The organism is Streptomyces odontomachi, from assembly GCF_024435355.1.
In the GTDB taxonomy this organism is placed as follows: Bacteria; Actinomycetota; Actinomycetes; order Streptomycetales; family Streptomycetaceae; genus Streptomyces; species Streptomyces odontomachi.
This window is the reverse complement of sequence record NZ_JAMJWG010000006.1, coordinates 66,624-91,833: the sequence shown is the minus strand read 5'-3', so window position 1 is coordinate 91,833 and position 25,210 is coordinate 66,624. Positions and strand designations below refer to the sequence as shown.

17 protein-coding genes and 1 pseudogene are annotated in these 25,210 nt (G+C 70.8%); 11 read left to right on the top strand and 7 right to left on the bottom strand.

Going from position 1 to position 25,210, the window contains the following annotated elements; all coding sequences use genetic code 11:
- Positions 1-23 precede the first annotated feature (23 nt).
- The 3 genes from NQO67_RS15100 to NQO67_RS15090 all read left to right on the top strand — a co-directional run bounded on the left by NQO67_RS15100 (position 24) and on the right by NQO67_RS15090 (position 4,769).
- A complete protein-coding gene (locus NQO67_RS15100) occupies positions 24-836 on the top strand; it encodes a hydrolase (protein WP_255950478.1) in 813 nt (270 codons plus the stop codon).
- Between the two features lie 622 nt (positions 837-1,458).
- Positions 1,459-2,226 carry an ArsR/SmtB family transcription factor gene (locus tag NQO67_RS15095; RefSeq protein WP_255950477.1) on the top strand — a complete coding sequence of 256 codons (768 nt, stop codon included), beginning with the start codon at positions 1,459-1,461 and terminating at the stop codon, positions 2,224-2,226.
- Complete coding sequence (locus tag NQO67_RS15090) at positions 2,223-4,769, top strand: ABC transporter permease (protein WP_255950476.1); 2,547 nt, start codon at positions 2,223-2,225, stop codon at positions 4,767-4,769. The genes NQO67_RS15095 and NQO67_RS15090 overlap by 4 nt, the downstream gene beginning before the upstream one ends.
- A gap of 66 nt (positions 4,770-4,835) precedes the next feature.
- Here the strand turns inward: NQO67_RS15090 and NQO67_RS44250 are convergent, their stop codons facing one another.
- From NQO67_RS44250 to NQO67_RS15055, 7 genes are all read right to left on the bottom strand, one after another.
- Positions 4,836-5,330 carry a cellulose binding domain-containing protein gene (locus NQO67_RS44250; protein ID WP_255950475.1) on the bottom strand — a complete coding sequence of 165 codons (495 nt, stop codon included), beginning with the start codon at positions 5,328-5,330 and terminating at the stop codon, positions 4,836-4,838.
- Positions 5,331-5,663: 333 nt separating this feature from the next.
- Entirely contained in the window at positions 5,664-6,695 is a 1,032-nt protein-coding gene (locus NQO67_RS15080; protein ID WP_255950474.1) for a LacI family DNA-binding transcriptional regulator, read from the bottom strand.
- 430 nt (positions 6,696-7,125) lie between these two features.
- Positions 7,126-10,083, bottom strand: coding sequence for an NHLP bacteriocin export ABC transporter permease/ATPase subunit (locus NQO67_RS15075; RefSeq protein ID WP_255950716.1), 2,958 nt, complete (start codon positions 10,081-10,083; stop codon positions 7,126-7,128).
- A gap of 70 nt (positions 10,084-10,153) precedes the next feature.
- A complete protein-coding gene (locus NQO67_RS15070; protein ID WP_255950473.1) occupies positions 10,154-12,556 on the bottom strand; it encodes an NHLP family bacteriocin export ABC transporter peptidase/permease/ATPase subunit in 2,403 nt (800 codons plus the stop codon).
- Positions 12,553-13,359, bottom strand: a complete 807-nt coding sequence (locus NQO67_RS15065) for an HlyD family efflux transporter periplasmic adaptor subunit (protein WP_255950472.1) — start codon at positions 13,357-13,359, stop codon at positions 12,553-12,555. Before NQO67_RS15065 ends, NQO67_RS15070 begins: the two co-directional genes overlap by 4 nt.
- Positions 13,360-13,552: 193 nt before the next feature.
- The gene (locus tag NQO67_RS15060) at positions 13,553-13,768 is read right to left on the bottom strand and encodes a type A2 lantipeptide (RefSeq protein ID WP_255950471.1); all 216 of its coding nucleotides are present in this window, start codon (positions 13,766-13,768) and stop codon (positions 13,553-13,555) included.
- Between the two features lie 590 nt (positions 13,769-14,358).
- Positions 14,359-14,661: a hypothetical protein gene (locus tag NQO67_RS15055; protein WP_255950470.1), complete on the bottom strand. Its 303-nt coding sequence runs from the start codon at positions 14,659-14,661 to the stop codon at positions 14,359-14,361.
- 436 nt (positions 14,662-15,097) lie between these two features.
- Here NQO67_RS15055 and NQO67_RS15050 point away from each other — a divergent pair, with 436 nt between their 5' ends.
- From NQO67_RS15050 to NQO67_RS15015, 8 genes and pseudogenes are all read left to right on the top strand, one after another.
- Positions 15,098-15,769 carry an MmyB family transcriptional regulator gene (locus NQO67_RS15050; protein ID WP_255950469.1) on the top strand — a complete coding sequence of 224 codons (672 nt, stop codon included), beginning with the start codon at positions 15,098-15,100 and terminating at the stop codon, positions 15,767-15,769.
- A gap of 121 nt (positions 15,770-15,890) precedes the next feature.
- Positions 15,891-16,901: a LacI family DNA-binding transcriptional regulator gene (locus NQO67_RS15045; protein WP_255950468.1), complete on the top strand. Its 1,011-nt coding sequence runs from the start codon at positions 15,891-15,893 to the stop codon at positions 16,899-16,901.
- A 372-nt stretch (positions 16,902-17,273) separates the two neighbouring features.
- Positions 17,274-18,692 (top strand): ABC transporter substrate-binding protein, encoded by a 1,419-nt coding sequence (locus tag NQO67_RS15040; protein ID WP_255950467.1) that lies wholly within the window; start codon positions 17,274-17,276, stop codon positions 18,690-18,692.
- A gap of 83 nt (positions 18,693-18,775) precedes the next feature.
- On the top strand, positions 18,776-19,732 hold the full coding sequence (locus tag NQO67_RS15035; protein ID WP_374119006.1) for a carbohydrate ABC transporter permease: 957 nt from the start codon (positions 18,776-18,778) through the stop codon (positions 19,730-19,732).
- A complete protein-coding gene (locus NQO67_RS15030; protein ID WP_255950464.1) occupies positions 19,729-20,622 on the top strand; it encodes a carbohydrate ABC transporter permease in 894 nt (297 codons plus the stop codon). Before NQO67_RS15035 ends, NQO67_RS15030 begins: the two co-directional genes overlap by 4 nt.
- 131 nt (positions 20,623-20,753) lie before the next feature.
- Positions 20,754-22,385 (top strand): glycoside hydrolase family 13 protein, encoded by a 1,632-nt coding sequence (locus NQO67_RS15025; protein ID WP_255950463.1) that lies wholly within the window; start codon positions 20,754-20,756, stop codon positions 22,383-22,385.
- A 277-nt stretch (positions 22,386-22,662) separates the two neighbouring features.
- On the top strand, positions 22,663-24,840 hold the full coding sequence (locus NQO67_RS15020; RefSeq protein WP_255950462.1) for a discoidin domain-containing protein: 2,178 nt from the start codon (positions 22,663-22,665) through the stop codon (positions 24,838-24,840).
- A 156-nt stretch (positions 24,841-24,996) separates the two neighbouring features.
- A pseudogene (locus NQO67_RS15015) lies at positions 24,997-25,110 on the top strand (DUF2510 domain-containing protein); the annotation flags it as partial.
- Positions 25,111-25,210: the final 100 nt, after the last annotated feature.

Here is a 25,210-nt window from a genome sequence, read left to right as displayed (position 1 = left end):
CCCCCTCTCCTCCGGAGGATGACATGGCCTCATCATCTGCTCGCCCGGCCCGCCGGCGGACAACCGCCGCCGTCGGCACCGTCCTGTCCCTGACCGCCGCGTGCGCCCTCGGGCAGCTCGCCGTGCAGCCCGCGCTCGCCGCCGGCTCGTCGGCCAGCACCCCCACGGTCACCGCCTTCACCGACGGCTTCGAGGACCAGACGGGCACCACGCCGTCCGGACGCTGGAACACCACGGTGCGCGACTGCTCGGGCACCGGCACCGCCACCGTCGACTCCAGCAAGGCGCACAGCGGCACCAAGTCGATCAAGGTGGACGGCAAGACGGGCTACTGCAACCACGCCTTCGTGGGCACCACGCTGTCCGGCGGTGGCGCGCTCTATGTCCGCTTCTGGGTCAACCACACCACCGCACTGCCCACGGGCCACGTCGCCTTCGCCGCGATGCAGGACTCCAGCGACAACAACAAGGACCTGCGCATGGGCGGCCAGAACCAGGCGCTCCAGTGGAACCGTGAGTCCGACGACGCCACGCTTCCCGCGCAGAGCCCGGTCGGGGTCAGCATGAGCAAGCCGCTGCCCACCAACACCTGGTCCTGCCTGGAGTTCGGTGTCGACAGCGGCCACCTGACCACCTGGCTCAACGGCACCGTGGTCGACGGCCTGGTCGAGGACGGCGTCTCGACGCAGGACATCGACAACCAGTGGATCCAGTCCCGGCCCGGCTGGAATCCGACCCTGCAGAACCTGCGGCTCGGCTGGGAGAGCTACTCCGACGGCAGCGACACGCTCTGGTTCGACGACATCGCCGTCAGCTCCTCCAAGATCGGCTGTTGATCCGAGCCGATCCGACCCGGCGGGGCCGCCCCCGGCCCCGAAGCACACCGGTGCGCCCTGAGGGCCACCGCACAGACCACCATGGCCGATGACCGCACCAGCGGGGCTCGCTCAGCAGTTGAGCGGGCCCCGCAGGTGTGTCCGGGCACCCGCACCACTCGCCCTGTTGGAACTCGGCGCAGTCGGCCGAGGTCTCTTCCCACCGTCGTGCGGTAGGGCTAACCGTTCCTTGGCAGTGAGCGGGAGTGAGTCCGCGCACTGGCACGCCCCGAACGGTCTTGGACGTACTGGTCCCCGGCGTACTCGACCCCGGGGCGGCGACACGGATCCTGTCCGTGGTCCGGGCCCGGGAGGCCGGTTCCCTAGCGACCTGGCCACATGGGGGCGGCCAGAGGCGACGGGGAGGCCCTGAACCATCTCTCTGGTGGAGCAGGGGCCCCGCACGCTGGCACCGCACCCGGCGTCCCAGATCGCACGATCACGCTAACCCGAATCCCCCAGAGCATCGCAAACTCGGACGCTGATCATCACTCGATCGAGCGAAGCGGTAGGGCTAACCCCCCACTGAAGACACCGGCCCACCGCAGTGCACAGATACCTGTGCACGGACGACTGTGTACACATGGCACAGGAACCCGGCTCCCGCACCCCCCAGAGCCCCGACCCGGGCACGACGGGCACCCGCACGCGGCACCACGCGGGCGCACACACCACGCCGGCACCCGCTCGAGGCGGCACCAGCGTGCCGGTCCCGCACGAGCTGTCCGACCTCGGCGCGCTCAAGGCGCTGGCGCAGCCGCGCCGGCAGCAGATACTGCACCACCTCACCCTGCACGGCCCCGCCACCTCCGCGAGGCTCGCACGCGGCCTCGGGCTCAACACCGGTGCCACCAGCTACCACCTGCGCGAACTGGCTCGTAACGGCTTCGTCGAGGAGACCGGGGGCAGTGGCCACGGCCGGGAGCGCTGGTGGCGTGCCGTTCCTGGCGACCGGCGCCTCGTGCCGCCCAGCCGGCAGAGCCCCGAAATGCGGGCGGTGATGGACGCGGTGAACCACATCTCCTACACCGTGGACCTGGAACTCTTCGAGCGGCTGCAACGCGAGGCGAGCGCCGACGCGGGGGAGTGGGCGGACGCCTTCCCGTACTCGCGCGGCACGATCCGGCTGACCCTGTCCGAGCTCGGCGAGTTCTTCGAGGCCTACGTCGCCCTGCTCAACCGGTACAAGCGCCCGGACGCCGTGACCCCGCCCGGGGCGCGCACGATACTGACCCGCTTCCTCGCCTTCCCGGTGCCCGAACAGGCCCCGGCCGCCGGCACGACACCGTCCCCGGGCACCGCCGGGGACGTCGACCCATCTCACCACGGAAGAGAGACCGAGACCCCATGATGCTGCGTTACGCCCTGCGGTCGGTCCGGGCCCGCAAGGGCGGCTTCGCCGGTGCCTTCGTCGCCCTGATGTGCGCTGCGGCCCTCGTCACCGCCTGCGGCACGCTCCTCGAGACCGGCCTGCGCGGCACGATACGAGCCGAGCGCTACGCGGCCGTGCCGATCGTCGTCTCCGCCGACCAGAACGTGCACCAGACCACCGTCACGCACAAGAAGGGCAAGACGAAGGTCAAGCACAAGGCCAAGCCGATCGCCGAGCGGGCCTGGCTGCCGGCCGCTGCCGCCGACACCGTCCGCAGCGTGCCCCAAGTGGCCCGGGTCATCCCCGAACTCACCTTTCCCGCCGCGCCCCTCACGCCGTCCGGCACCGGTTCCCGCCCCGCGTACGGCCACGCCTGGGACTCTGCCGCCTTGACCCCGTACCGGCTCACCGCGGGCACGGCGCCCCGGGGGTCGGGAGACCTCGTCGTCGACCGTGAGTTCGCCGACCGCGCCGGCATCAAGCCCGGCGCTCGTCTCACCGTGCAGTCCACCCAGGCCCCGCGCACCTACCGGGTCACCGGCGTCGCCACCCCCGCTCACGCCGTGCGCCACCAGACCGCCCTGTTCTTCTCCGCCGCCGAGGCGCGACGGCTCGCCGCGCATCCGGGACAGGTCACCGCGCTGGGCGTGGTTCCGGCCCGGGGTGCGGACACCACGCGGCTGAAGTCGGCGATCGCCGGCGCGCTCAGCGGCCTGGGGGAACGCGACGGCGGCCCGGTGCAGGTGACGTCCGGTGCCGAGCGAGGCCGGGTCGAGTTCCTGGACGCGGCGCGTGCCCGGGTCCAGCTGGTCAGCATGGGCGGGGCGATGGGCGGCACCGCGCTGCTGGTCGCCGTGCTGGTGGTGGTCGGCACCTTCGCCCTCACCGTCCAGCAGCGGCACCGCGAGCTCGCCCTGCTGCGCGCCATCGCCGCCACACCGCGTGAGGTCCGCCGGATGCTCGGCCGGGAAGCGCTGCTGATCGGCGCGGCGGCGGGGGTGCTCGGCGCGCTCGCCGGCATACCCCTGGGCCGCTGGCTGTACGGCCGGTTCGTGGACATGGGCGCCGTGCCCGACACCCTCGACCGCGTCGTCAGCGTCTTCCCACCGCTGGCCGCGCTCGCCCTCACCCTGCTCGGTGCCTGGGCGGCCGCCCGTGTCGCGGCGCGCCGCAGCGCCCGGATCCGTCCGACCGAGGCCCTGGCCGAGGCCGGTGAGGAACGGACCCGGCTCGGGCTGGGCCGCATCCTGGCCGGACTGCTGTGCCTTGCCGGGGGCGCCACGCTGGTCGCCGTGCTCGGCCGACTGCGCACCGAGCCGGCCTCAACCCCCGTGACGTTCCTGACCGTCATCGTGCTCGCCTGCGCCGTCGCCCTGCTGGGGCCGCTCCTCGTGCGGGCCGCGGCGGCGGTGCTCCGCGGTCCGCTGCGGCTGACCGGGCACGGTGGCCGGCTCGCCACGGCCAACCTGCGCGGCAGCGCCGCCCGCACGGCCTCCGTGGTCACCCCTCTCACCCTCATGATCGGGATGACCTGCACGGTGCTGTTCGCCCAGCCCACCCTCGGTGCCGCCGCCCGGGCACAGGCCGGCGACGGCACCCGCGCGGACTGGGTGGTGACCGCCTCGGGGCCCGGCGTACCGGCGCAGGCGGCGCAGCGGCTACGCACCGACGGGGACGTGGCCACCGAAGTGGTCCGCACCACGGTCCGGGTGGGCCTCGACTCGTACCCGGCGCAGGGTGTCACCCCCGAGGGCCTCACCCGCACCTGGGACCCGGACGTCACCGAGGGGTCCCTCAAGGGCCTGGGCGACCATACGGCGGCCGTCAGCCAGCTGGCCGCCGACCAGCTCCACCTACGGCCTGGCAGCACCCTGCGGCTCACCCTCGGCGACGGCACACCCGAAACCTGCAAGGTGGTAGCCGTCTACGCCCGGGGCCTCGGTTTCGGGGACATCACCCTGGCGCACGACCTGGTCGCCCGCCACGTCGACGACCCGCTCGCCTCCGCCGTCCTCGTCTCCACCACCCGGTCGGAGCAGCAACTCGCGCAGGCCGTGGCGGGCTTCCCCGGTGTGCGGGTGCTGGCCCCGGATGCCGTCGACGACCTCCAGGCCGCCCGGCAGCGGGCGCACGCCGAGGCGGACTACCTCGCGATGGGGCTGGTCCTGGCGTTCACTGCGATCGCCGTCGTCAACACCCTGGCCATGTCGGTCTCCGCACGCGTCCGGGAGTTCGCGCTGCTCCGGCTGGCCGGTTCCACCCGCCGCCAGGTGCGCCGGATGCTGTGCATCGAGGCGCTGTCGGTGCTGTTGCTCGCGACGGCGCTCGGCAGCGGCATCGCGCTGGCCGTCCTCACGGCGTTCAGCATCGGTATGACCGGCACGGCGGCCCCGGCGGTCGCGCCACTCGGCTACGCCGCGCTGATCGCCGCCGCCGGGCTGCTGGCCCTCACGGCCACCACCCTGCCGGGCCGGGTCGCCCTGCGCCCCCGTCCGGTCACGGTGGTGACGGCCAAGGAGTGACAGGCGGTGCGTGGGGACGGGCCCCGGCGGGGGCGTGCTGGTGCAGCGTCAGGGTTGGGTGCCGAGTCAGGGGCTGGTGCAGCTCATGGAGCCGTTCGGGAAGTTCCAGCCCTTGTCGGACCGGGCGACGATGTCGAACGTCACTTCCTGGTCGTTCGGCGGGATGTACGCGGTCGCCCAGGTGGGGCGCACCGTCACGGTGCCGTCGGCGTGGTGGCGCAGCCATCCGCCGCGCACCTTGGTGATGTGCGTGCCGTCGCTGGGTTTCCAGGTGACCGACCAGCCCAGCATGGGGTCGGTGGTGTGGTTCATCACCTCGACGGTGGCCCGGAAACTGCCCTCCTGCTCCGAGGAGAGGTCGTACAGCGCCATGCAACTGCGCGGCTCGGGGAACGGCGGACCGGGCAGCGGCGGGAACGGGATGTGCCATTCCGCGGCCGATGTGTCCGGTGCCCCGGTGTCCTGTGCGGCAGCAGGGCCCTGGGCGAGGAAGACCAACCCGAGGACGGATGCCGTGGTGGCGAGTGAGGTCAGCAGCGATGGCGTGCCAGGTCTTCGCACAGCGTTCCTTTCGACGGAGCCGGGCGGCTCACGTCCGCCGCGGGTGCGCGGTGGACGTCCGTGAGATGCGGGGGAGCCCCGTGAGAGCCGACTCATCTGTCGCAGGCATGACATATGCGCACGGCATCATCGCTGGGAGCGCTTCCAGAAGCACCATACCGAGACCGCAACGGTGTGTAAACGGCTGGGACAGGCATGGCTGGTGGACGGTGCACGGAGCCAGACTGGAAGCGGTCCCAGAAAGGCGTCCCAGAAGGGCCCGGATCGGTACGTCAGCACCGCCGCCGCGGCCCGGCGCCGTCCGCTGGGGGACGGGGAGCGCCGGGCGCGGGTTCAGGTGGTGGACCGGCCCACGAACTCGGTGGGCAGCAGGATCGACGGCGGCAGGTCCGGATCCCCCGCCAGCTGGGCCTGGAGCCGCCAGGCCATCGTCCGGCCCAGCTCCTCGACCGGCTGCCGTATGGTCGTCAGCGGTGGTGCGGCGGTCGCGGCCACGTCCGAGTCGTCGAAGCCGACCACCGCGACATCGTCGGGCACCGACCGGCCCGCCGCCTGGAGTACCCGCAGCGCGCCCACCGCCATGAGGTCGGAGGCCACGAACACGGCGTCCAGGTCGGGCTGTGCTTCCAGCAGCCGCCGCATCGCAGCTTCGCCGCTGGCCATGGTGAAGTCGCCGTGCTCCACCGCGGCGGTCGACTGGCCGCCGGAGGCCATGCCACGGCGGAAGCCGGACAGCCGGTCGATGCCCACGGTCATGTCGCGCGGCCCGGCGATGGTGGCCACCTTGCGCCGCCCGATGTCGATCAGGTGACGGGCCGCCATGCTGGCGCCGTTGAAGTTGTCCGCGTCCACATACGGGACATCTGCCCTGATCAGCGGCCTACCGCAGACCACGAGCGGCAGCCCAGACTCCAGGAGTTGGCCCGCCAGGACATCTCCGCCGTGCACGCTGACGAGCAGCACGCCGTCGACATGGCCCTCCCGCAGGGAGCGCAGCGAGGCGTCGTCGGCGTGGTGCTCCTTGGCCATGATGAGCGAGAGTTGCAGGCCGTTCTCCCCGAGGCTGCCGGAGATGCCCCGCATGATGCGGGCGAAGAACGGGTCGCTGACCACGAACTTCTCCGACTCGGAAACCACCAGCGCGATGGAACCGGTCCGCTTGGTGGCCAGCGATCTGGCCACCTGGTTCGCCCGGTAACCGAGGCTCTCCACGGCGCGCTCCACCGCGGCTCGAGCGGTGGAGCTCACATAGGGCAGGCCGTTGATCGCTCGGGAAGCCGTGGCACGGGAGACCCCCGCCGCCCTCGCCACCTCGTCGAGCGTTGGCGGCCGCCCCGCCGTGGGGGCCTTCGCAGGATCATTCACCGGTTCTCCACTAGTGACAGGCTCGTCTGTCGTCGTCCGCACACTGTGTCAGGCCGCATCAGCGACGCCGTCCGCTCGGCATCGACGTGGCTCTTCCCGCGCCCGACCTTGGTAATCACCTGCGTACACGCTTCCTTCCTGCCCCTCCCGTCGCCGTGACGCATGGGAGTGCCCCCCTAAGCGGCAGTGCGAGAGCCACCGTCCGCCCGAGGTGCGTGCCCGCAAGATCCGATCCGACTGTTCCTGCTGTCCTCCCCCGACAGCAGGAGCGGCCTCCCGGCTCAGTGGTGTATCGCGCCTGCGTACAGAGCCTGGAAGCCGTTCCAGATTACCTGCCGGTTAGCTCCGATCACCATATTGGACCGGTCCTGGAACGAGGTGATTGCGATCACGGAGGGTACCGGAAGTGGAGCCGGCACCGCCGTCGGCGTCACTGCATCTGGCGTCGTACCAGCTCATGCAGCCTGCCGCCGGGGTTGGCGAGCAGCTGCGCGGGGGGCCCGACTTCCGTGATGCGGCCATCCGACATGACGACGACCCGGTCCGCGTCCAGCACGGTGGAGAGCCGGTGGGCGATGACGACCCGGGTGGCCTTGAGAGCGCGGGTGCTCTCCATGACGGTGCGCTGTGTCTCGTTGTCCAGGGCGCTGGTGGCCTCGTCGAAGAACAGGATCCGGGGCCGGCGGATGAGGGCCTGGGCGATCATCAGCCGCTGGCGCTGCCCGCCGGAGACCGCCCCGCCGTTCGCGACGATGGTGTGCATGCCCATCGGCATCCGCCGGATGTCCTCCGCGAGCCCGGCCATCTCCGCGGCCTCCCAGGCCTCCTCCTGGGTGAACGGCTCCGCCCCGCAGATGCAGTCCAGGATCGAACCGGACAGCGGCTGGGCATGCTGGAGCACCACCCCGCACTGCCGGCGCACCGCCGCCTGGTCGAGGGCCGCCAGGTCCTGCCCGTCGTACTGCACGCTGCCCGAGAGGGGCTTGTCGAAGCCGATGAGCAGCCGCAGCAGGGTCGACTTGCCGCAGCCGCTGGGCCCCACGACGGCCACGAACTCGCCCGGCAGCACTTCGAACGAGACATCGTCCAGCACGAGCGGACCGTCATCGGTATAGCGGAACGAGAGCTTCCGAGTCTCGATGGCGCCGCTGAGCTCACCGGGCCGGGTGTTCGCCCGGCCGACCTCAGGCCGCTCGTCGAGCACCGGCTTGATCTCTTCGAACATCGGCAGTGCGGCGACCACGGACACCAGCGCACCGGTGAGCTGGGTGGTGGCGGTGAGCATCATCGTCATGGCCGTGTTGAACGTCAGGAACGCGCTCGCCGACATGCTGCCGCGCGCGGGACCGGCGAGCAGCATGAACAAGATGAGCGCGCACAACGGCAGGTAGAGCGCGTTCACGACCGTGGTCAGGTTCTTGATCCGGCCGACCTTCTGCTGAAGCTCCCGACTGCGTGCGAACTCCCGTGCCCAGGCCGCGTACGCGTAGTTCTCCGCCGCCGCGATACGCAGCTTCGGCAGGCCGCGCAGGGTCTGGAAGGCCTGGTTGTTCAGCTTGTTGGTGAGCACCACCAGACGGCGCTGCCACCGCACCTGCCACAGCCCGAGGGCCAGGAACACGGCCGCGATGACCAGCAGCATCCCGGTCGCCGCCAGTGCCATCGGGACGCTGTAGCACAGCAGCAGCACGAAGTTCATCGCACCGACGGTGCCGGACTGCACCGCCACCGGGGCGATGCCGGCCAGCATCCGGCGGATGGCGCTGATGCCCATCGCCGCGCTGGCCAACTCGCCGGTGGAGCGCTGGGTGAAGAACTTGGTCGGCAGGCGCAGCAGCCGGTCCCACACCGCGGGTTGCAGGGACGCCTCCATCCGCCCCTCCACCCGCAGCAGCGTCAGGTTCTCCAGCAGCATGAACGCCGCCGCCACCACGCTGCTGATCATGACCGCGAGGCAGACCTGCTCGATCAGGCCACGCTCGGCCTGCGGCACGAACTCGCCGAGCACCTTGCCGGTGGCGATCGGCACCAGCGCACCGAGTCCGACGGTCACCAGCCCGCTCAGCACCAGATTGCGCAGGTCGAACCCGGTGCCCTGGATGCTGAAGCGGAGCAGCCCGAAGAGACTGAGCGGGCGCTCCGGCAGCGGCCGGTAGAACATCACGCCACGCGGCTCGAACTCCTCGGCGTTGTCGGCGTCGATCCGGGTGCCCCGGGTGGAGCCCGCGCCCACGGCCGTGTAGCCACCGCGCTGCCACAGCAGCGCCACCGGCGCGCCGGAGGCGGTCCGTTGCCCCACCAGCGGTCCCATGTCCTCGCGCCACCACCGCCCGGCGAGCCGCACACCACGGGTACGGACCCGGGAGGCGACGGCGATCCGCTCCACCGGATCCATCCGGTCGCCCAGCACGCCGCCCTGCGTGGGCTCGGTCAGCCTGATTCCCGAGGCACCGGCGACCAGCTTGCACACGGCGTAGGTGACGTCGTCACCGGCGCCCTGACCGCCGCCGCGTCCGGTGCCGCCGCGCTGCCGGCCGATGGAGGCCAGCAGCGTGCGGTCGGCCTGCGCACGCACCTGCTCGCCGGCCCGGATCCCGGCCGCGGTGCGGTCCGCGTGGCTGCGCTCCAGCTGCTCGATCCAACGGTCCAGCGCGGACAGCAGCCGATGCTGCTGGTCGACCATGGACTGCCACAGCACGGGGTCGACGAGCAGGTCGCCGGCGGCCTCCGCGCTGTACGTGGCGCCGTACTGCACGCTGCCCGGCGGCACCTGCATCCACAGCACATCGCCCTCGGCGCCCGGCTCCGCACCCAAGGGGGCCTCGAAGAGGATGCCCAGGCTGCGCCCCACGCCCAGCGAGAAGGCGTACTCCAGCGGGCTCAGCTCCCACCCCGTGCCCGGCGCCTGCCCCTGGGCCGGGTACGGGGCACCGTACGGATCGGTGAGGTACGTACCGGTGTCGTAGCCGGCGGTCGGGTAACCGCCGGTGTCGTACGCGCCGGTGGGATAGGCCCCGGTGTCCTGGGCACCGTAGGCGACCGGATACCCGCCGGTGTCCTGGCCGACCGTCGGGTAGGCCCCGGTGTCGTAGCCGCTGCCGTAGCCCGTCTGGTACGGGTCGGGCTGGGGCTGCCAGGACAGCTCGCGCAGGGCGATGCGACGCAGCACGCAGCCGCGCGACGGCCGGCCCACCAGGGTGTGCTGCGGGCCGGGCACCGGCCCCAGCAGCAGGCAGCCCGGCTCCAGACGGCCGAGGTGGTGCCAGTGGCCCTGCTGCGCGGCGTCGACCGCGAACAGGTCCAGCGCGCCCTCGGCGACCAGCCACAGCACCACCGGGCCCTCCAGCGGCACGCTGGACAGGCCGGTGCAGTCCACCGGCTCGCCCATCGTGCCCAGCGCCCCGAGCACCAGATCGTCCCCGGCGGGCCCAGCCGCCGGGCCGGATATGGACGTCACGTCAGTTCTCCCTGACCAGCTCGGCATACGGGCCGCCGGCCGCGACCAGCGCGTCGTGCCGCCCGCGTTCGACGACGGTGCCGTGGCTGAGCACCACGATCTCATCGCTGTCGCGCACCGTGCTCAGCCGGTGCGCGATCACCACGCAGGCGCAGCCCCGACGCCGCAGATTGTCGATGATGACCTGTTCGGTCTGTGCGTCCAGGGCGCTCGTCACCTCGTCGAGCACCAGCACGCTCGGCCTGCGCACCAGGGCGCGGGCGATCTCCAGACGCTGCCGCTGCCCGCCCGAGAAGTTCCGGCCGTCCTGCTCGACCCTGCTGTGGATACCGCCCGGCCGGCGCGCGACGACCTCGTACAGCGCGGCGTCCTTCAGAGCGCTGACCACCGCCTCGTCCGGGATCGAGGGGTCCCACAGGGCCACGTTGTCCCGGACGGTGCCCTCGAAGAGGAAGATGTCCTGGTCGACGAAGGAGACCGAGGCGGCGAGCGCACCGCGTGGAATGTCCGCCAGGCGCCGGCCGTCGATCCGGATCTCCCCCTCCCAGGGGGTGTACAGGCCCGAGATCAGCCGGGACACCGTCGACTTGCCGCTGCCGGAGCCACCCACCAGCGCGACCTGCTGCCCGGGCCCCACCGCCAGCGAGAAACCGGTGAGCAGCGGCTTGTCCAGCGGGCTGTAGCCGAAGCTGATGTTCTCCAGCTCCACATGCCCGTTCAGCCTGCGGGTCTCGTCGCCGGCGCCGGACGGGGCGCGGCGGTCCGTGCGGCCCCGGCCCGAGGTGGTGGGGGACGGGCGGGAGTAGAGCGTGTCGGCGGGGAAGTTCTCGACGTCCTTCAGCCGGGCCACGTCGGCGGCGAAGTCCTGGATGCGGCCGGTGACGCCGTTCAGCCGGGTGATGGGGGCGGTGAAGCGGGTGACCAGCGCCTGGAAGGCGACGAGCAGGCCGATCGAGATATGGCCGTCCACGGCACGCATGCCGCCCACCCACAGGATCAGCGCGCTGTTGAGGGTCGCGAGCGTCGGGGCCACCACGCCGAGCCAGGCGCTCGGCACCCCGAGCCGCTGCTGCACCTCCAGCGTCGTCGCATGCTGGCCGGCCCAGCGGCGGAAGTAACCGTCCTCGCCGCCGGTGGCCTTCAGCGTCTCGATCAGCTGGAGGCCGGTGTACGAGGTGTTCGTCAGCCGGGCGTTGTCCGCCCGCAGCTTCTGGGTACCGGTGGCCCGCAGCCGCACCACCACCCGCATCGCCACCACGTTCAGCAGCGCGACCAGTACCCCGATGACGGTCAGTTGCGGATCGTAGGTCCACAGCAGCACGGCGTAGAGCAGCACGACGACCGCGTCGACGCCCGCGGCGGCGAGGTCGCGGGCCAGGGTTTCGGCCACCGCGTCGTTGGACTGCAATCGCTGCACCAGGTCGGCCGGGCTGCGCTGCGCGAAGAACGTGACCGGCAGCCGCAGCAGATGGCGCAGGAAGCGGGCGCTGCCGAGGGTGGACGAGATCAGCCGGCCACGCAGCAGGTTCGCCTGCTGCAACCCCGTCAGCACCCCGGTCAGCAGCACCGTCGCCGCCATCGAGGCGAACAGCGCCCCGAGCAGCGAGGTCTGCCCGCCGATCAGGAAGGTGTCGATGTAGGTCCGGCTGAGCGCGGGCACCACCGCCCCCACCACGACCAGCAGCAGGCTGGCCAGGACGGCCGCCGGCATGGTGCCGGAGGTGCCGCGCAGCCGCGCGGGCATGGCACCGAGGATGCCGGGTTTGCGGCCGCCCTTGCGGAAGCCGGGGCCGGTCTCGAAGACCAGCACGATGCCGGTGAAGGAGGTGTCGAAGTCCTCCATGGACACGAAGCGGCGGCCCTTGCCCGGGTCGTTGATGTACACGCCCCGCTTGCCGAGACGGCGGCCCGTGCCGTCATAGACGACGTAGTGGTTGAACTCCCAGAACAGGATCGCCGGACCCTGCACATCGGCCAGGGCGGCCACGTCCATCTGCATGCCCTTGGCCGTCAGGTCGTAGGAGCGCGCGGCCTTCAGCAGGTTGCTGGCACGCGATCCGTCACGCGAGACGCCGCAGGCGATGCGCAGCTCCTCCAGCGGCACGTGCTTGCCGTAGTGGCCGAGCACCATGGCCAGCGACGCGGCGCCGCACTCCACGGCCTCCATCTGGAGCACCGTGGGACTGCGCACCGTCTTGACCTTGCCAGCCTTGGGCGCGGCCTTCGGCGGCGCGGGCGCGCGGCGCCGGCCACCGCGGTCCCCCTCACCGGGGCGGTGCCGACCGCGGTTGCCGGCAGGGGCGGGCAGCCGCGGGGGAGCCTCAGCCTCCAAGGGCGCTGCGGATGCGGTGCGTGCCGGCTGCGCGCTGTTCCTGTCGCGCCTGGCCTTCCGTGAAGTGCTCATGGCAGCAGCCAATCGACGGGGTGCTGCCGGGCCAGCCGGATCGCGGCGCTGGTTCCGATCATGGAGTCGAGCGCGAACGGTGGTCCCTGCGAGGAGGACCAGCGGTAGCCGGACTTGGTGGTCGACGAGGTGTCGAGCTGCACCAATACGGGGATCGGCCGGCCGTCACTGGTGAAGTCCGCACCGAGCTGGGCGTCGCCGAGGAACTCGGTGATCTGCTGGCGCGTCTGCGGTGCCGTGCCGACGCTCTTCACCCGTCCGTTCAGGGTGCCGTAGCGATCGGTGGAGACCGACTGCACGGTCAGGTCGACGGTGGCGCCGACCGGGACGCCCGGAGCGCTGTCCTGGGGGACGTAGATGAGCGCCATCAACGGGGCGTCGGACCGGTTGACGCGCTCCAACGTGGCGACGTTGGCGCCGGTGGTGACCACCGCCCCGATGGTGACCGTCAGCGTGGTGACACGGCCGGCGTCGATGGTGCGGATCACGTTGTCGCCCTGTGCGGTGTGCACCTTCAGCAACGGGGCGTGCGCCGGCAGGGTCTTGCCCGCCGCGGCGAGCACTGCGGTGACCTGGCCCGCCACGGGGCTCTGGAGGACGTAGCTGCCCTGCCCGTGGGTGAGCACTCCGGTGGCGCGCAGGGTGGAGGAGACGGTGCCGGTGACCGCCCAGAACGCGCCGACGGCCATGACGATCAGTGTCACGGCCAGGACGAGCCAGCCCTGCGGGCGGGCGAAGCGCACCGGCAGGTCGAGTTCCTCCGGTGATTGCAGTTTGGAAAGGGCCTGCTTGCGGAACTCCACGGAACTCTTCCCTCAACTGCTGTGCGTCTGGCGACGCTGTACCTACCGAGCGTCTGACGACGCTGTGTCGGACGGCCGTACGTCTGGCGGCTGTGTGTCTGACCGTAACGCCTCCGCCGGCCCAGTGCCCGCGTGATGGCAGCCAGAAGCCCCGGAGCCGGCTGGCTCCGGGACTCTAGCGGTATATCTCGTCTCAGAGACCCGAGACGACGCCGGTGACGGCACCGGTGTCAACGCCCAGGGTGGACTGGGCCAGACCCGTGACGGTGGAGAGGGTGCTGGTGACCGGAGCCACCGAGTCCGCCGTGCTGGCCAGGGTGCCCACGACCTCGCCGACCAGGCCACCGGAAACGTTGTCCAGCTCGCTGTCGGAAATCTCGGTGGTCGCAACCTGGGGGGTGGTGTTCATGACTATGAGTTTCCCTTCATGTGGACATTTCTCAGCTGCGGCCGGACGACCCGGGGAAACCGGAGCGCCAATGCCGCTGTGCGGTCACCTGGCCCGGCGATGGGAGTTCGCCGGAGGTATCCCGCAACGCAGAGGATCCAAGCATGCCGCCACGTCAGGCGGCCAATCCCCGGTGAGCCGATCTATCGACAAGGCCGCCTCCGCTTTCCGTGCGGTGCAGGCGCGTCCACGGATTGGTGCACATATCTTCACGTGCGGCCTCTGGTGCCCCGGTGGTGGTGGTGGGAGGCCGGAGGGGGGAATCCGGACACTCCTCACTAATGAGGTGGCGATGCATCCTTCCCCTCGAATTTCTGTCGGAACATGGGGCGCCCCTGCGTAATCGGTGTGCAGATTTACTGAAGGCGGACCGATAGTGAGCGCTAGTGAACGCTTTGTTATCACTTCATTGCGCAGGGCGATTCGCGCATCGCGGTGTGCCGCTTATTGGCATCTATCGCCCGGCATTGCGGAGGAAATTGCTCAAGAAGGGCATGCGGCAGAGCTGTTGGACGCACCGCCGTCGCCCGGCAGGGGGCGGAGTGCGGGGCTCATGTCGGGGGTGTGGGGCACCAGGCCCGCAGCAGCGCGAAGAAGTCGTCTTCGTTCCCGGTCATGCCGGCCTCGGCCAGCGCCTGGTCGGCCTCGGCCAGTAACGAGGGCGGGATCAGCGCGGGCCGGCCCGCACCGCCCGGGTCCCCGCCGCTCGAACCGCTCGTACTCCTTGAACCGCTCGTACTGCTCGTACCGCTCGGTCCCGCGGTGACGTCGAGTGCCGCACGCACCGTGTGCAGCAGGCGGAGGTAGGCCTGGACGGCGGCGCGCTCACGGTCGGTCAGAAGGGCGGTGTGCATGACGGCTCTCCCAGGTGGCAGGCGTCGCGCCCGGTCGTCGGGCGGCGCGGTCGTCGGTCGGTTGTGTGGTGCGCGGTGCCGGGTGGTGCGTGAGGCGGTGTACAGGGCGGTGCGTAGTGCTCAGCATGCCGCCCGGCACTGACAACGGGTCCTGAAACGGGACGGTCTGTGCAAGACGGACTTCGCAAGGCTGGCGGTCCGTGACGGCGGACGGCGGGGGAGTGGCCGTCAGGAGTGCCGTGCGGCCTGCCGGCGCGGTCGGGGGTGAGAAACGGGCCGAGGGTGGCGTGATGCGATCAGTCAGCAGGCCTTATATGACCCGATAATTGACAATGCCCTGAGGCGGCAGCAGGATCGCGACAGGTTTGAAGATCCGTTTCACCAGCGGGGTGACGGGCCCCAGGACGACAGAGCTTCGGGTGGGGGTGGTGCACCGATGGCGGACCGGGCGGGCGGGCGGCAGCCTGGGTCGGGGCTCGCCCCCGGCGATCCCGAGGTGCACGCCTACCTCGTGGACTACGCCGCCCTGCTGTACAGCCAGTCGTATCCATCGGTCGTCTTCGACCACCGCTGGGACGTCATTCTCGCCAATCCCGCCTTCGATGCGCTCTTCGAGGGGATCTCGCCGCACCCCACCGCCATGCCGGGGGACAATCTGCTGCGTTTCGTGCTGTTCCACCCGGACGCTGGCACGGTGCTCGAGGAGCACGAGTCGAGCTGGTGCCTGCCGATGCTGGCCCACTTAGCGCAGGCGTTGACGGAGCACGGCCAGGACGCCGAGCTGATGGCGATCCGGCGCGACATCGCCCAGGACCCGATCATGGAGGCGGCCTTCCGCCAGGGCCTGCCGCACTGGCTGCGGGCCGTCGGTCCCGCCGCCGTCGCCTACGACGGGCCGGTGCGCCCGCTGTGGCACCCGAACCCGCGCTGGGGCCGTACGCACTGCCGTCTCGTGTGCAACACGCCCCGCACGCTCGATCTGCTCGGCTACCGCCATCTCACCTTCGTGCTCCGCGAGCCGCTGGGCGCCGCCCGCACCGGACGCACGACACCGGGTGCCAGGCGGCCCCTGCAACACCTACGGTCGGTACCCGCGGTCGACGCATGACCGGACCGGCCGGCTGCGCGCGGTGGGGGCGTGACCGGCGCACCGCGGCGACCACGCCCCGGACCGCGGCCGCCCAGAGGCAGCGCAAGCGGCTTGCAAAACTTGCGCTATTCTTGCGGACATGACGCGACGACTTGCTCAGGTGGCCAAGAAGGTAGGAGTCAGCGAGGCCACCGTCAGCCGGGTGCTCAACGGCAAACCGGGGGTCTCCGAGGCCACCCGGCAAGCCGTGCTCTCCGCGCTCGACGTGCTCGGCTACGAGCGCCCCACCCAACTGCGCGGCGAGCGGGCCAGGCTGGTCGGTCTGGTGCTGCCCGAGCTGCAGAATCCGATCTTCCCGGCCTTCGCCGAAGTGATCGGTGGGGCGCTGGCGCAACTGGGGCTCACCCCGGTGTTGTGCACCCAGACCAAGGGCGGCGTCTCGGAGGCAGACTACGTGGCGCTGCTGCTCCAGCAGCAGGTCTCCGGGGTGGTGTTCGCGGGCGGCCTGTACGCCCAGGCGGATGCGCCGCACGACCATTACCGCCAACTGGCAGACCGCAAGATCCCTGTGGTGCTCGTCAACGCGGCCATCGATCACCTGGGCTTTCCCGGTGTCTCCTGCGATGACGCCGTCGCCGTCGAGCAGGCCTGGCGGCACCTCGCCTCGCTCGGCCACGAGCGCATCGGTCTGGTGCTCGGCCCCGGTGACCACATGCCGTCGCAGCGCAAGCTCGCCGCGGCCCGGGCGGTCTGCGCCGCCGGTGGTGGCCGGCTGCCCGACCAGCACGTCGGGCGCGCCCTGTTCTCGATCGAAGGGGGCCAGGCCGCGTCGGCCCGGCTGCTGGAGGCCGGCGTCACCGGGTTCATCTGCGCCAGCGACCCGTTGGCGCTCGGCGTGGTGCGTGCCGCTCGCCGCCGGGGCCTGTCGGTGCCCGGTGACGTGTCGGTCGTCGGGTACGACGACTCGGCGCTGATGAACTGCACCGAACCTCCCCTGACCACCGTGCGGCAGCCCATCGAGTCCATGGGGCGTGCCGCGGTCGAGATGCTGTACGCGCAGGTCGGCGGCAGTGATGTGCCCGCGCAGGAGCTCCTGTTCGAGCCTGAGCTGGTGGTGCGCGGCTCCACCGGCCAGGCACCGCGCACCTGACGACGGGTCCGCGGCGCCGTATCTGGGCGCACCTGGGTGTACCGGGCGAATTCCGGTAGGCCCAGGTGCGTTTTTGCGTGGTGGGTGCACGGGGGTGCAACCCGGTGCGCTCGGGTCGTGTCCATGAGGCCCATCGGGTGCGTCGCGTCCATCGGGTGCGTCGAGTCCATCGATCTGCCTGCGCCGTCGCAAGGCGCTGACCGGCCAGGTATGTACCAGTCTCAAGCTTGTTGAATATTTCCAAGGTGAGCGCGACATCTTGCGCTCTCCTATCGATGGTGGTTCAGTGGCGTGCGCCACACAGCGCGCACAACCCCTGACGGTGTGCCGCGCCGTGGGCCTTCCCTGCGCCTGCCCAAGAGGGGTCCACCGATGAGAAGTCCCGGGTTCCGCCGTACCTGCCGCCAGCCCCTCGCGGGCCGGGATGCGGGCACACCCACGTCCGCACGGCAGTGGAGGAGCACCTCCATCGCCGCCCTGGCCTCGGCCCTCGCCCTCACCGCCGTCTCCGCGTGCGGCTCGGGCGACGATGCGGCGCAGGACGGCAAGACCCACATCACGGTCAACTGCGAGCCGCCGAAGAGCGCCAAGGTCGACCGGTCCTTCTTCGAGCAGGACCTCGCCTCGTTCGCCAGGCAACACCCGGACATCGGCGTCGACGCGCACGACGCCTTCCCCTGCCAGGACCCCAAGACGTTCGACGCCAAACTCGCCGGCGGGCAGATGGAGGACGTCTTCTACACGTACTTCACGGACGTCAAACACGTCGTCGACATCAACCAGGCCGCCGACCTCACCCCGTACGTCCAGGACCTCAAGAGCTACCCCACCCTCCAGAAGCAGCTGCGCGACATCTACACCGTGGACGGCAAGGTCTACGGCATCCCGCGCACCGGCTACTCGATGGGCCTCATCTACAACCGCAAGCTCTTCAGCAAGGCCGGACTCGACCCCGACAGGCCGCCGACCACCTGGGGCGAGGTGCGCGCCGACGCCAAGAAGATCGCCGCGCTCGGCGGCGGCACGGTCGGATACGCCGACTACAGCGCCCAGAACCAGGGCGGCTGGCACTTCACCGCCGAGGTCTACTCGCGCGGCGGAGCCGTGGTCAGCCCGGACGGTTCGAAGGCCACCGTGAACACGCCCGAGGGCCGCGCCGTCCTTCAGACCCTCAAGGACATGCGCTGGAAGGACGACTCCATGGGCAGCAAGCAGCTGCTCGTGATCAACGACGTCCAGCTGATGATGGGCTCGGGCAAGCTCGGCATGTACCTCGCCGCCCCCGACAACATCCCCATCCTGGTCAAGGAGAAGGGCGGCAACTACAAGGACCTGTCGCTCGCACCGATGCCGGGCGGCAAGGGCACCCTGCTCGGCGGCGACGGGTACATGTTCAACAAGCACGACACCCCGGCACAGATCAGGGCCGGACTGAAGTGGCTCGACCACATGTTCCTCACCCCCGGCAAGGGCTTCCTCGGCGACTACGCACGCGCCAAGCAGCACGACGCCCCAGTGGGCCTGCCCGAGCCCCGGCTGTTCACCGGCGCCGCCGACGCCCGGGACCAGCAGGTCAAGAAGGCCAACGCCAATGTGCCCGTGGACAACTACCAGGGCTTCCTGACGGGCACGCAAAAGCTCGAGCTCAAGATCGAGCCGCCCCAGGCGCAGCAGATCTACTCGGTCCTCGACGGCGCCGTCTCGGCCGTCCTCACCAAGAAGGACGCCGACATCGACCAGTTGCTCAAGGACGCCTCAGGCAAGATCGACGGCATCCTGGCACGGGGCTGACGGGGACGACCGCGATGAAGACCGCACGGAGCGCCGCCCCCCGGGGCGGCCGCCACCCCGACCCCGTCCCCGCCCCCGGGCCCATGCCCGCCGCCGGGCCGGCCGCGACACCGTCCGTGCCCCGGTCCCCGGGCGCACCGGTGCACGGCACCGGCAGCCCGAGCCCGCTGCGCCGCAAGCTGATCGCCCAGGCCCGGGCGTACGCCTTCCTGCTGGGCGGGCTGCTCTGCTTCGCGCTGTTCTCCTGGTACCCGGCGATCCGCGCGATCGTCATCGCCTTCCAGAAGTACACGCCCGGCTCCGACCCCCAGTGGGTGGGCACCGCCAACTTCACCCGCGTCTTCCACGACCCGGAGTTCGGCGCGGCCTGGCGCAACACCCTGGAGTTCACCCTGTTCGCGCTGGTCCTCGGGTTCGCGGTGCCGTTCCTGACGGCGCTCGTACTGAACGAGCTGCGGCACTGGCGGGCGTTCTTCCGGGTGGTGGTCTACCTGCCGGTCATGATCCCGCCGGTGGTCAGCGCCCTGCTGTGGAAGTGGTTCTACGACCCGGGCGCCGGGCTCGCCAACGAGGTGCTGCGCTTCGCGCACCTGCCCACCTCGAACTGGTCCAACGGCGCCGACACCGCCCTGGTCTCCCTCGTCATCGTCGCCACCTGGGCCAACATGGGCGGCACCGTCCTGATCTACCTCGCCGCGCTCCAGGGCATCCCCGGCGAACTGTACGAGGCCGCCGAGATCGACGGGGCGAGCCTGCTCCAGCGGATCCGGCACGTGACGATCCCGCAGACCCGGTTCGTGATCCTCATGATGATGCTGCTCCAGATCATCGCCACCATGCAGATCTTCACCGAGCCCTTCGTGATCACCGGCGGCGGCCCACAGAACGCCACGGTCACCGTGCTCTACCTGATCTACAAGTACGCCTTCCTCTACAACGACTTCGGCGGAGCCTGTGCCCTGAGCGTCCTGCTGCTCCTCCTGCTCAGCGCGTTCTCCGCGCTCTACCTGCGCCTGACCCGTTCGGGGGAGGACACATGAGAAGCACCGACCGTCGTGCCGTGCGCACCCTCGTCTCCCCGCACACCCTCGGCCGCCCGCGCGGCAGGGCCGTGTACTGGACCGTCTTCAGCGGCGTGGTGCTGCTGTTCGCCTTCGCGTTCCTCTTCCCCGTGTACTGGATGGTGTCCGGCGCGATGAAGTCACCCGACGAGGTGACGCGCACCCCGCCGACCGTCGTCCCGCACTCCTGGCACCTGACCGGCTACACCGACGCCTGGGACCTGATGCAACTGCCGCAGCACCTGTGGAACACGGTCGTCCAGGCAGCCGGCGCCTGGGTGTTGCAGATCGTCTTCTGCACCGCCGCGGCCTACGCGCTGTCCAAGCTGCGGCCGGCCTTCGGCAAGGTCGTCCTCGGCGGCATCCTGGCCACCCTGATGGTGCCGGCCCAGGCCCTCGTCGTACCGAAGTACCTCACCGTCGCCGACCTGCCACTCCTGCATGTCAGCCTGCTCAACGACCCCCTCGCGATCTGGCTGCCGGCCGTCGCGAACGCCTTCAACCTCTACCTGCTCAAGCGGTTCTTCGACCGGATACCCCGGGACGTGCTGGAGGCCGCGGAGATCGACGGCGCCGGCCGGCTGCGCAGCCTCGTCTCGATCGTGCTACCGATGTCGCGGCCGGTGCTCGGCGTGGTGTCGATCTTCGCGCTGGTCGCCGTCTGGCAGGACTTCCTCTGGCCGCTGATGGTCTTCTCCGACACCACCAAGCAGCCCATCAGCGTGGCCCTGGTCCAGCTGTCCCAGAACATCCCGCTGACCGTGCTGATCGCCGCAATGGTGATCGCCAGCGTGCCGATGGTCGTGATGTTCCTGGTGTTCCAGCGGCACATCATCGCCGGCATCGGCGCCGGCGGCAGCAAGGGCTGAGCCCACCCGGACAGCACCACACCCCGCCCGCACCTGCGCACCGGCGCCGCCCACCACTTCGGCCCGACCGCCGACCCGTACCACCCCGCTCCTACCACCCCCCTGACCAGCACCTGCGAAAGGCATGCCCCGTGGGACAGCCCACCCCTGCCCAGAAACGGACCCCTGACCCGAGCCCGGCCGACACATGGTGGCGATCCGCCGTCATCTACCAGGTGTACGTCCGCAGCTTCGCGGACGGCGACGGCGACGGCACCGGAGACCTCGCGGGCGTCCGCGCCAAGCTGCCGTACCTGGCCGACCTCGGCGTCGACGCCCTCTGGTTCAGCCCGTGGTACCTGTCACCGATGGCGGACGGCGGCTACGACGTCGCCGACTACCGCACCATCGACCCGGCCTTCGGCACCCTCGCCGAAGCCGAGAAACTCATCTCCGAGGCGCGTGAACTGGGCATCCGCACCATCGTCGACATCGTTCCGAACCATGTGTCCGACCAGCACCCCTGGTTCCGTGCCGCACTCGAAGCCGGTCCCGGCAGCCCCGAGCGCGAGCTGTTCCACTTCCGCCCGGGCCGCGGGCCGCACGGCGCGCAGCCACCGAACGACTGGCCCTCCGAGTTCGCCGGCGGCACCTGGACCAGAGTCCCCGACGGCGAGTGGTACCTGCACCTCTTCGCACCCGAGCAACCCGACCTGAACTGGGACCACCCCGCGGTCCGCCAGGAACACGAGGACATCCTGCGCTTCTGGTTCGAACGCGGCGTGGCCGGTGTACGCATCGACTCGGCCGCACTGCTCGCCAAGGACCCCGAACTGCCCGACTTCGTCGAAGGACGCGACCCCAACCCGTTCGTCGACCGGGACGAACTGCACGACATCTACCGCTCCTGGCGGCGGGTCGCCGACGCCTACGACGGGGTCTTCGTCGGCGAGGTGTGGCTGCCCGACACCGAACGCTTCGCCCGCTACCTGCGCCCCGACGAACTCCACACCGCCTTCAACTTCAACTTCCTCAGCTGCCCGTGGGACGCGACCCGGCTGCGCGCCGCCATCGACGACACGCTCGCCGAACACGCACCGGTGGGCGCCCCCGCCACCTGGGTGCTGTGCAACCACGACGTCACCCGCACCGTGACCCGCTACGGCCGCGAGGACACCGCCTTCGCCTTCGCCACCAAGGCCTTCGGCACCCCCACCGACCTGGCCCTGGGCACCCGGCGGGCACGCGCCGCCGCACTGCTCTCGCTGGCCCTGCCCGGCTCCGTCTACCTCTACCAGGGCGAGGAACTGGGGCTGCCCGAAGCGGACATCCCCGCCGACCGCATCCAGGACCCGATGCACCACCGCTCCGGCGGCCGCGACCCGGGCCGCGACGGCTGCCGGGTACCGCTGCCCTGGCTGGCCGACGCCCCCTACGCCGGCTTCGGCGCACAACAGGAGCCCTGGCTGCCGCAGCCACCCGACTGGGCCTCGTACGCCGCCGACCGTCAGGAGGCCGACCCCGACTCCATGCTCCACCTGTACCGCACGGCCCTCAGCATCCGCCGCACCCGACCGGGCTTCGGCGACGGACCCCTGCGCTGGCTGCCCGCCGAACCAGGAGTGCTCGCCTTCACCCGCACCGACGGACTGATGTGCATCGTCAACCTCGCCGCCGAAGCGGCACAACTGCCCGACCACTCCGACATCCTGCTGACGAGCGGCCCGCTCGACGACACGGGCCGACTGCCCTGCGACACGGCGGCCTGGCTGCTCCTGTTTTGAGCCCCCTTTTTTTAGAGCTCGGTTCGCCTCCGGGCGCCTCAGCCGGTGTCGAGCGCCTCTTTTTTAGAGCTCGGTTCGCCTCCGGGCGCCTCAGCCGGTGTCGAGACCCCAACCGTGCTCGACCCTCCTTCGTCGGGCGCTCCGCGCGGTTGGGGTCTCGACACCGGCGCGCCCTTCGGCTCACTCGCTGGGCGGGGGCGCCGGGCCGACAAGTGTTCGACAGCGAACTAAGCATCCCCCCGACGAACCCCTATCCCCCCAACGAAAGGGAAGAGTCATGCAGAGCACAGCTCGGCGCATCGCCCCACGCTGGACGGCGGCTGCCGCGGCCGTAGCGCTGGCCAGCGGCATGCTCAGTGCCCTCGCTCCCACGGCCCAGGCGGCAGCCACCGTGGGCGCGAGCCTGCCCTTCACCTCGGTGGAGGCGGAATCGGCCACCACCGACGGCCAGAAGATCGGCCCCGACTACACCCAGGGCACCGTCGCCTCCGAGGCCTCGGGTCGCCAGGCGGTGAAGCTGGGCGCCGGCCAGCAGGTCGAGTTCACCGTGCCGTCGGCCGCCAACGCGGTGAACGTCGCGTACAACGTGCCCGACGGGCAGACGGGCACCCTCGCCGTGTACGTCAACGGCCAGCAGACCGGCAAGACGCTCGCCCTCACCTCCAAGTACTCCTACGTCGACACGTCGTGGATCGTCGGCTCGAAGACCCACCACCTCTTCGACAACACCCGGGTGCTGCTCGGGCAGAGCCTCAAGGCGGGCGACAAGGTCGCGCTCAAGGCGTCCGGCACGGTCACCGTCGACGTGGCCGACTTCGAGCAGGTCGCTGCCGCCGGCCAGGCCCCCTCGGGCGCGGTCTCCGTGGTCGACAAGGGCGCCGACCCGACCGGCCAGGCCGACTCCACCCAGGCCTTCAACTCCGCCATATCCGCCGCCCAGGGCGGCACGGTGTGGATCCCGCCGGGCGAGTACAAGGTGGGCTCCGCACTACAGAACGTCGCCAACGTCACCCTCAAGGGCGCCGGCAACTGGTACTCGATCGTGCACTCCTCGCACTTCATCGACCAGATGAGCTCCTCGGGGAACGTCCACATCCAGGACTTCGCCGTCATCGGTGAGGTCACCGAGCGCGTCGACTCCAGCCCGGACAACTTCGTCAACGGCACGCTCGGCCCGAACTCTTCGGTCTCCGGCATGTGGATCCAGCACGTCAAGGTCGGCCTGTGGCTGATGAACAACAACGACGACCTGGTCGTCGAGAACAACCGGATCCTCGACACCACCGCCGACGGCCTGAACCTCAACGGCAACGCCAAGGGCGTCGTCGTCCGCAACAACTTCCTGCGCAACCAGGGCGACGACTCCCTCGCCATGTGGTCGCTGTACGCCGCCGACACCGGCAGCAGCTTCGAGAACAACACCATCTCGCAGCCCAACCTGGCCAACGGCATCGCGATCTACGGCGGCCGGGACATCACCGTCAAGGGCAACCTGGTGCAGGACACCAACGCCCTCGGCAGCGGCATCGCGATCTCCAACCAGAAGTTCGCCGACCCGTTCTCCCCGCTCGCCGGCACCATCACCGTCTCCGGCAACACCCTGGTGCGCACCGGGGCCATCAACCCCAACTGGCAGCACCCGATGGGCGCGATCCGCGTCGACTCCTACGACAGCGCCATCGAGGCGAACGTCAACATCACCGACACCACGATCACCGACAGCCCGTACAGCGCCTTCGAGTTCGTCTCCGGCAGCGGCAACGGGTACGCGGCCAAGAACACCACCGTCGACGGCGCCACGGTCGACAAGGTCGGCACGGTCGTCGTCCAGGCCGAGGCCCAGGGCGCCGCGAAGTTCAGCAACGTCCAGGCCACCGGGGTGGGCTCGGCCGGCGTCTACAACTGCCCGTATCCGAACGGCTCCGGCACCTTCACGCTCACCGACGGCGGCGGCAACTCCGGCTGGGACAGCCTCTGGTCCGACTGCTCGACCTGGCCGCAGCCGGGCGAGGGCAACTCGGACCCCGACCCCACCCGCAACCTCGCCAAGGGCCGGCCCGCCACCGCCACCGGCTCCGCGGACGTCTACACGCCCGGCAAGGCCGTCGACGGTGACGCGAACACCTACTGGGAGTCCACCAACAGCGCCTTCCCGCAGGCCCTGACCGTCGACCTCGGCTCGGCCCAGGCCGCCCGCCGGGTGGTACTGAAGCTGCCGCCGGCCTCGGCCTGGGCCGCACGCACGCAGACCCTGTCCGTACTCGGCAGCACGGACGGCTCGGCCTACTCGACGGTGGTCGCCTCGCACGACTACCGCTTCGACCCGGCATCCGGCAACACGGTGGCGGTGGACCTGCCCAGCGGCACGAACCTGCGCTACCTGAAGCTGAACGTCACCGCCAACACGGGGTGGCCGGCCGCCCAGCTCAGCGAGGTGGAGGCCTACCTGAACTGACCCGCAGCAGCAGCGCACGGGCTCAGGCCGTGATCCGCCCGTGCGTACGGCTGCCCGCTCCGGCCGCGCCGCAGCGCCGGGCCGGCCGCCCGGCCCCGGTGAGGTCCACGTCACATGGGCTGGATCACACCGGGGCCATCCGCATAGTGTGCTTGGGTGACGACGCAATCGAACGTGCCACCCGGCTGGTATGCGGACCCCCACGGCACACCCCAGTTGCTGCGCTGGTGGGACGGCTCCCAGTGGACCGAGCACACCCACGCCGGCCAGCAGGGGGCCCAGGCCGGCCAGCAGGCTCAGGCCCAGCAGGCCCCTCAAGCGCAGCAGGCCCCTCAGGCGCAGCAGGCCCCTCAGGCGCAGCAGGCACAGG

Excerpts from the sequence above, each read along its gene's own strand:
- NQO67_RS15100 (WP_255950478.1), top strand. The coding sequence starts at position 24 with ATGGCCTCATCATCTGCTCGCCCGGCCCGCCGGCGGACAACCGCCGCC.
- NQO67_RS15095 (WP_255950477.1), top strand. The coding sequence starts at position 1,459 with ATGGCACAGGAACCCGGCTCCCGCACCCCCCAGAGCCCCGACCCGGGC.
- NQO67_RS15090 (WP_255950476.1), top strand. The coding sequence starts at position 2,223 with ATGATGCTGCGTTACGCCCTGCGGTCGGTCCGGGCCCGCAAGGGCGGC.
- NQO67_RS15075 (WP_255950716.1), bottom strand. The coding sequence starts at position 10,083 with ATGGGCGAGCCGGTGGACTGCACCGGCCTGTCCAGCGTGCCGCTGGAG.
- NQO67_RS15070 (WP_255950473.1), bottom strand. The coding sequence starts at position 12,556 with ATGAGCACTTCACGGAAGGCCAGGCGCGACAGGAACAGCGCGCAGCCG.
- NQO67_RS15060 (WP_255950471.1), bottom strand. The coding sequence starts at position 13,768 with ATGAACACCACCCCCCAGGTTGCGACCACCGAGATTTCCGACAGCGAG.
- NQO67_RS15055 (WP_255950470.1), bottom strand. The coding sequence starts at position 14,661 with ATGCACACCGCCCTTCTGACCGACCGTGAGCGCGCCGCCGTCCAGGCC.
- NQO67_RS15050 (WP_255950469.1), top strand. The coding sequence starts at position 15,098 with ATGGCGGACCGGGCGGGCGGGCGGCAGCCTGGGTCGGGGCTCGCCCCC.
- NQO67_RS15045 (WP_255950468.1), top strand. The coding sequence starts at position 15,891 with ATGACGCGACGACTTGCTCAGGTGGCCAAGAAGGTAGGAGTCAGCGAG.
- NQO67_RS15040 (WP_255950467.1), top strand. The coding sequence starts at position 17,274 with ATGAGAAGTCCCGGGTTCCGCCGTACCTGCCGCCAGCCCCTCGCGGGC.
- NQO67_RS15035 (WP_374119006.1), top strand. The coding sequence starts at position 18,776 with ATGCCCGCCGCCGGGCCGGCCGCGACACCGTCCGTGCCCCGGTCCCCG.
- NQO67_RS15030 (WP_255950464.1), top strand. The coding sequence starts at position 19,729 with ATGAGAAGCACCGACCGTCGTGCCGTGCGCACCCTCGTCTCCCCGCAC.
- NQO67_RS15020 (WP_255950462.1), top strand. The coding sequence starts at position 22,663 with ATGCAGAGCACAGCTCGGCGCATCGCCCCACGCTGGACGGCGGCTGCC.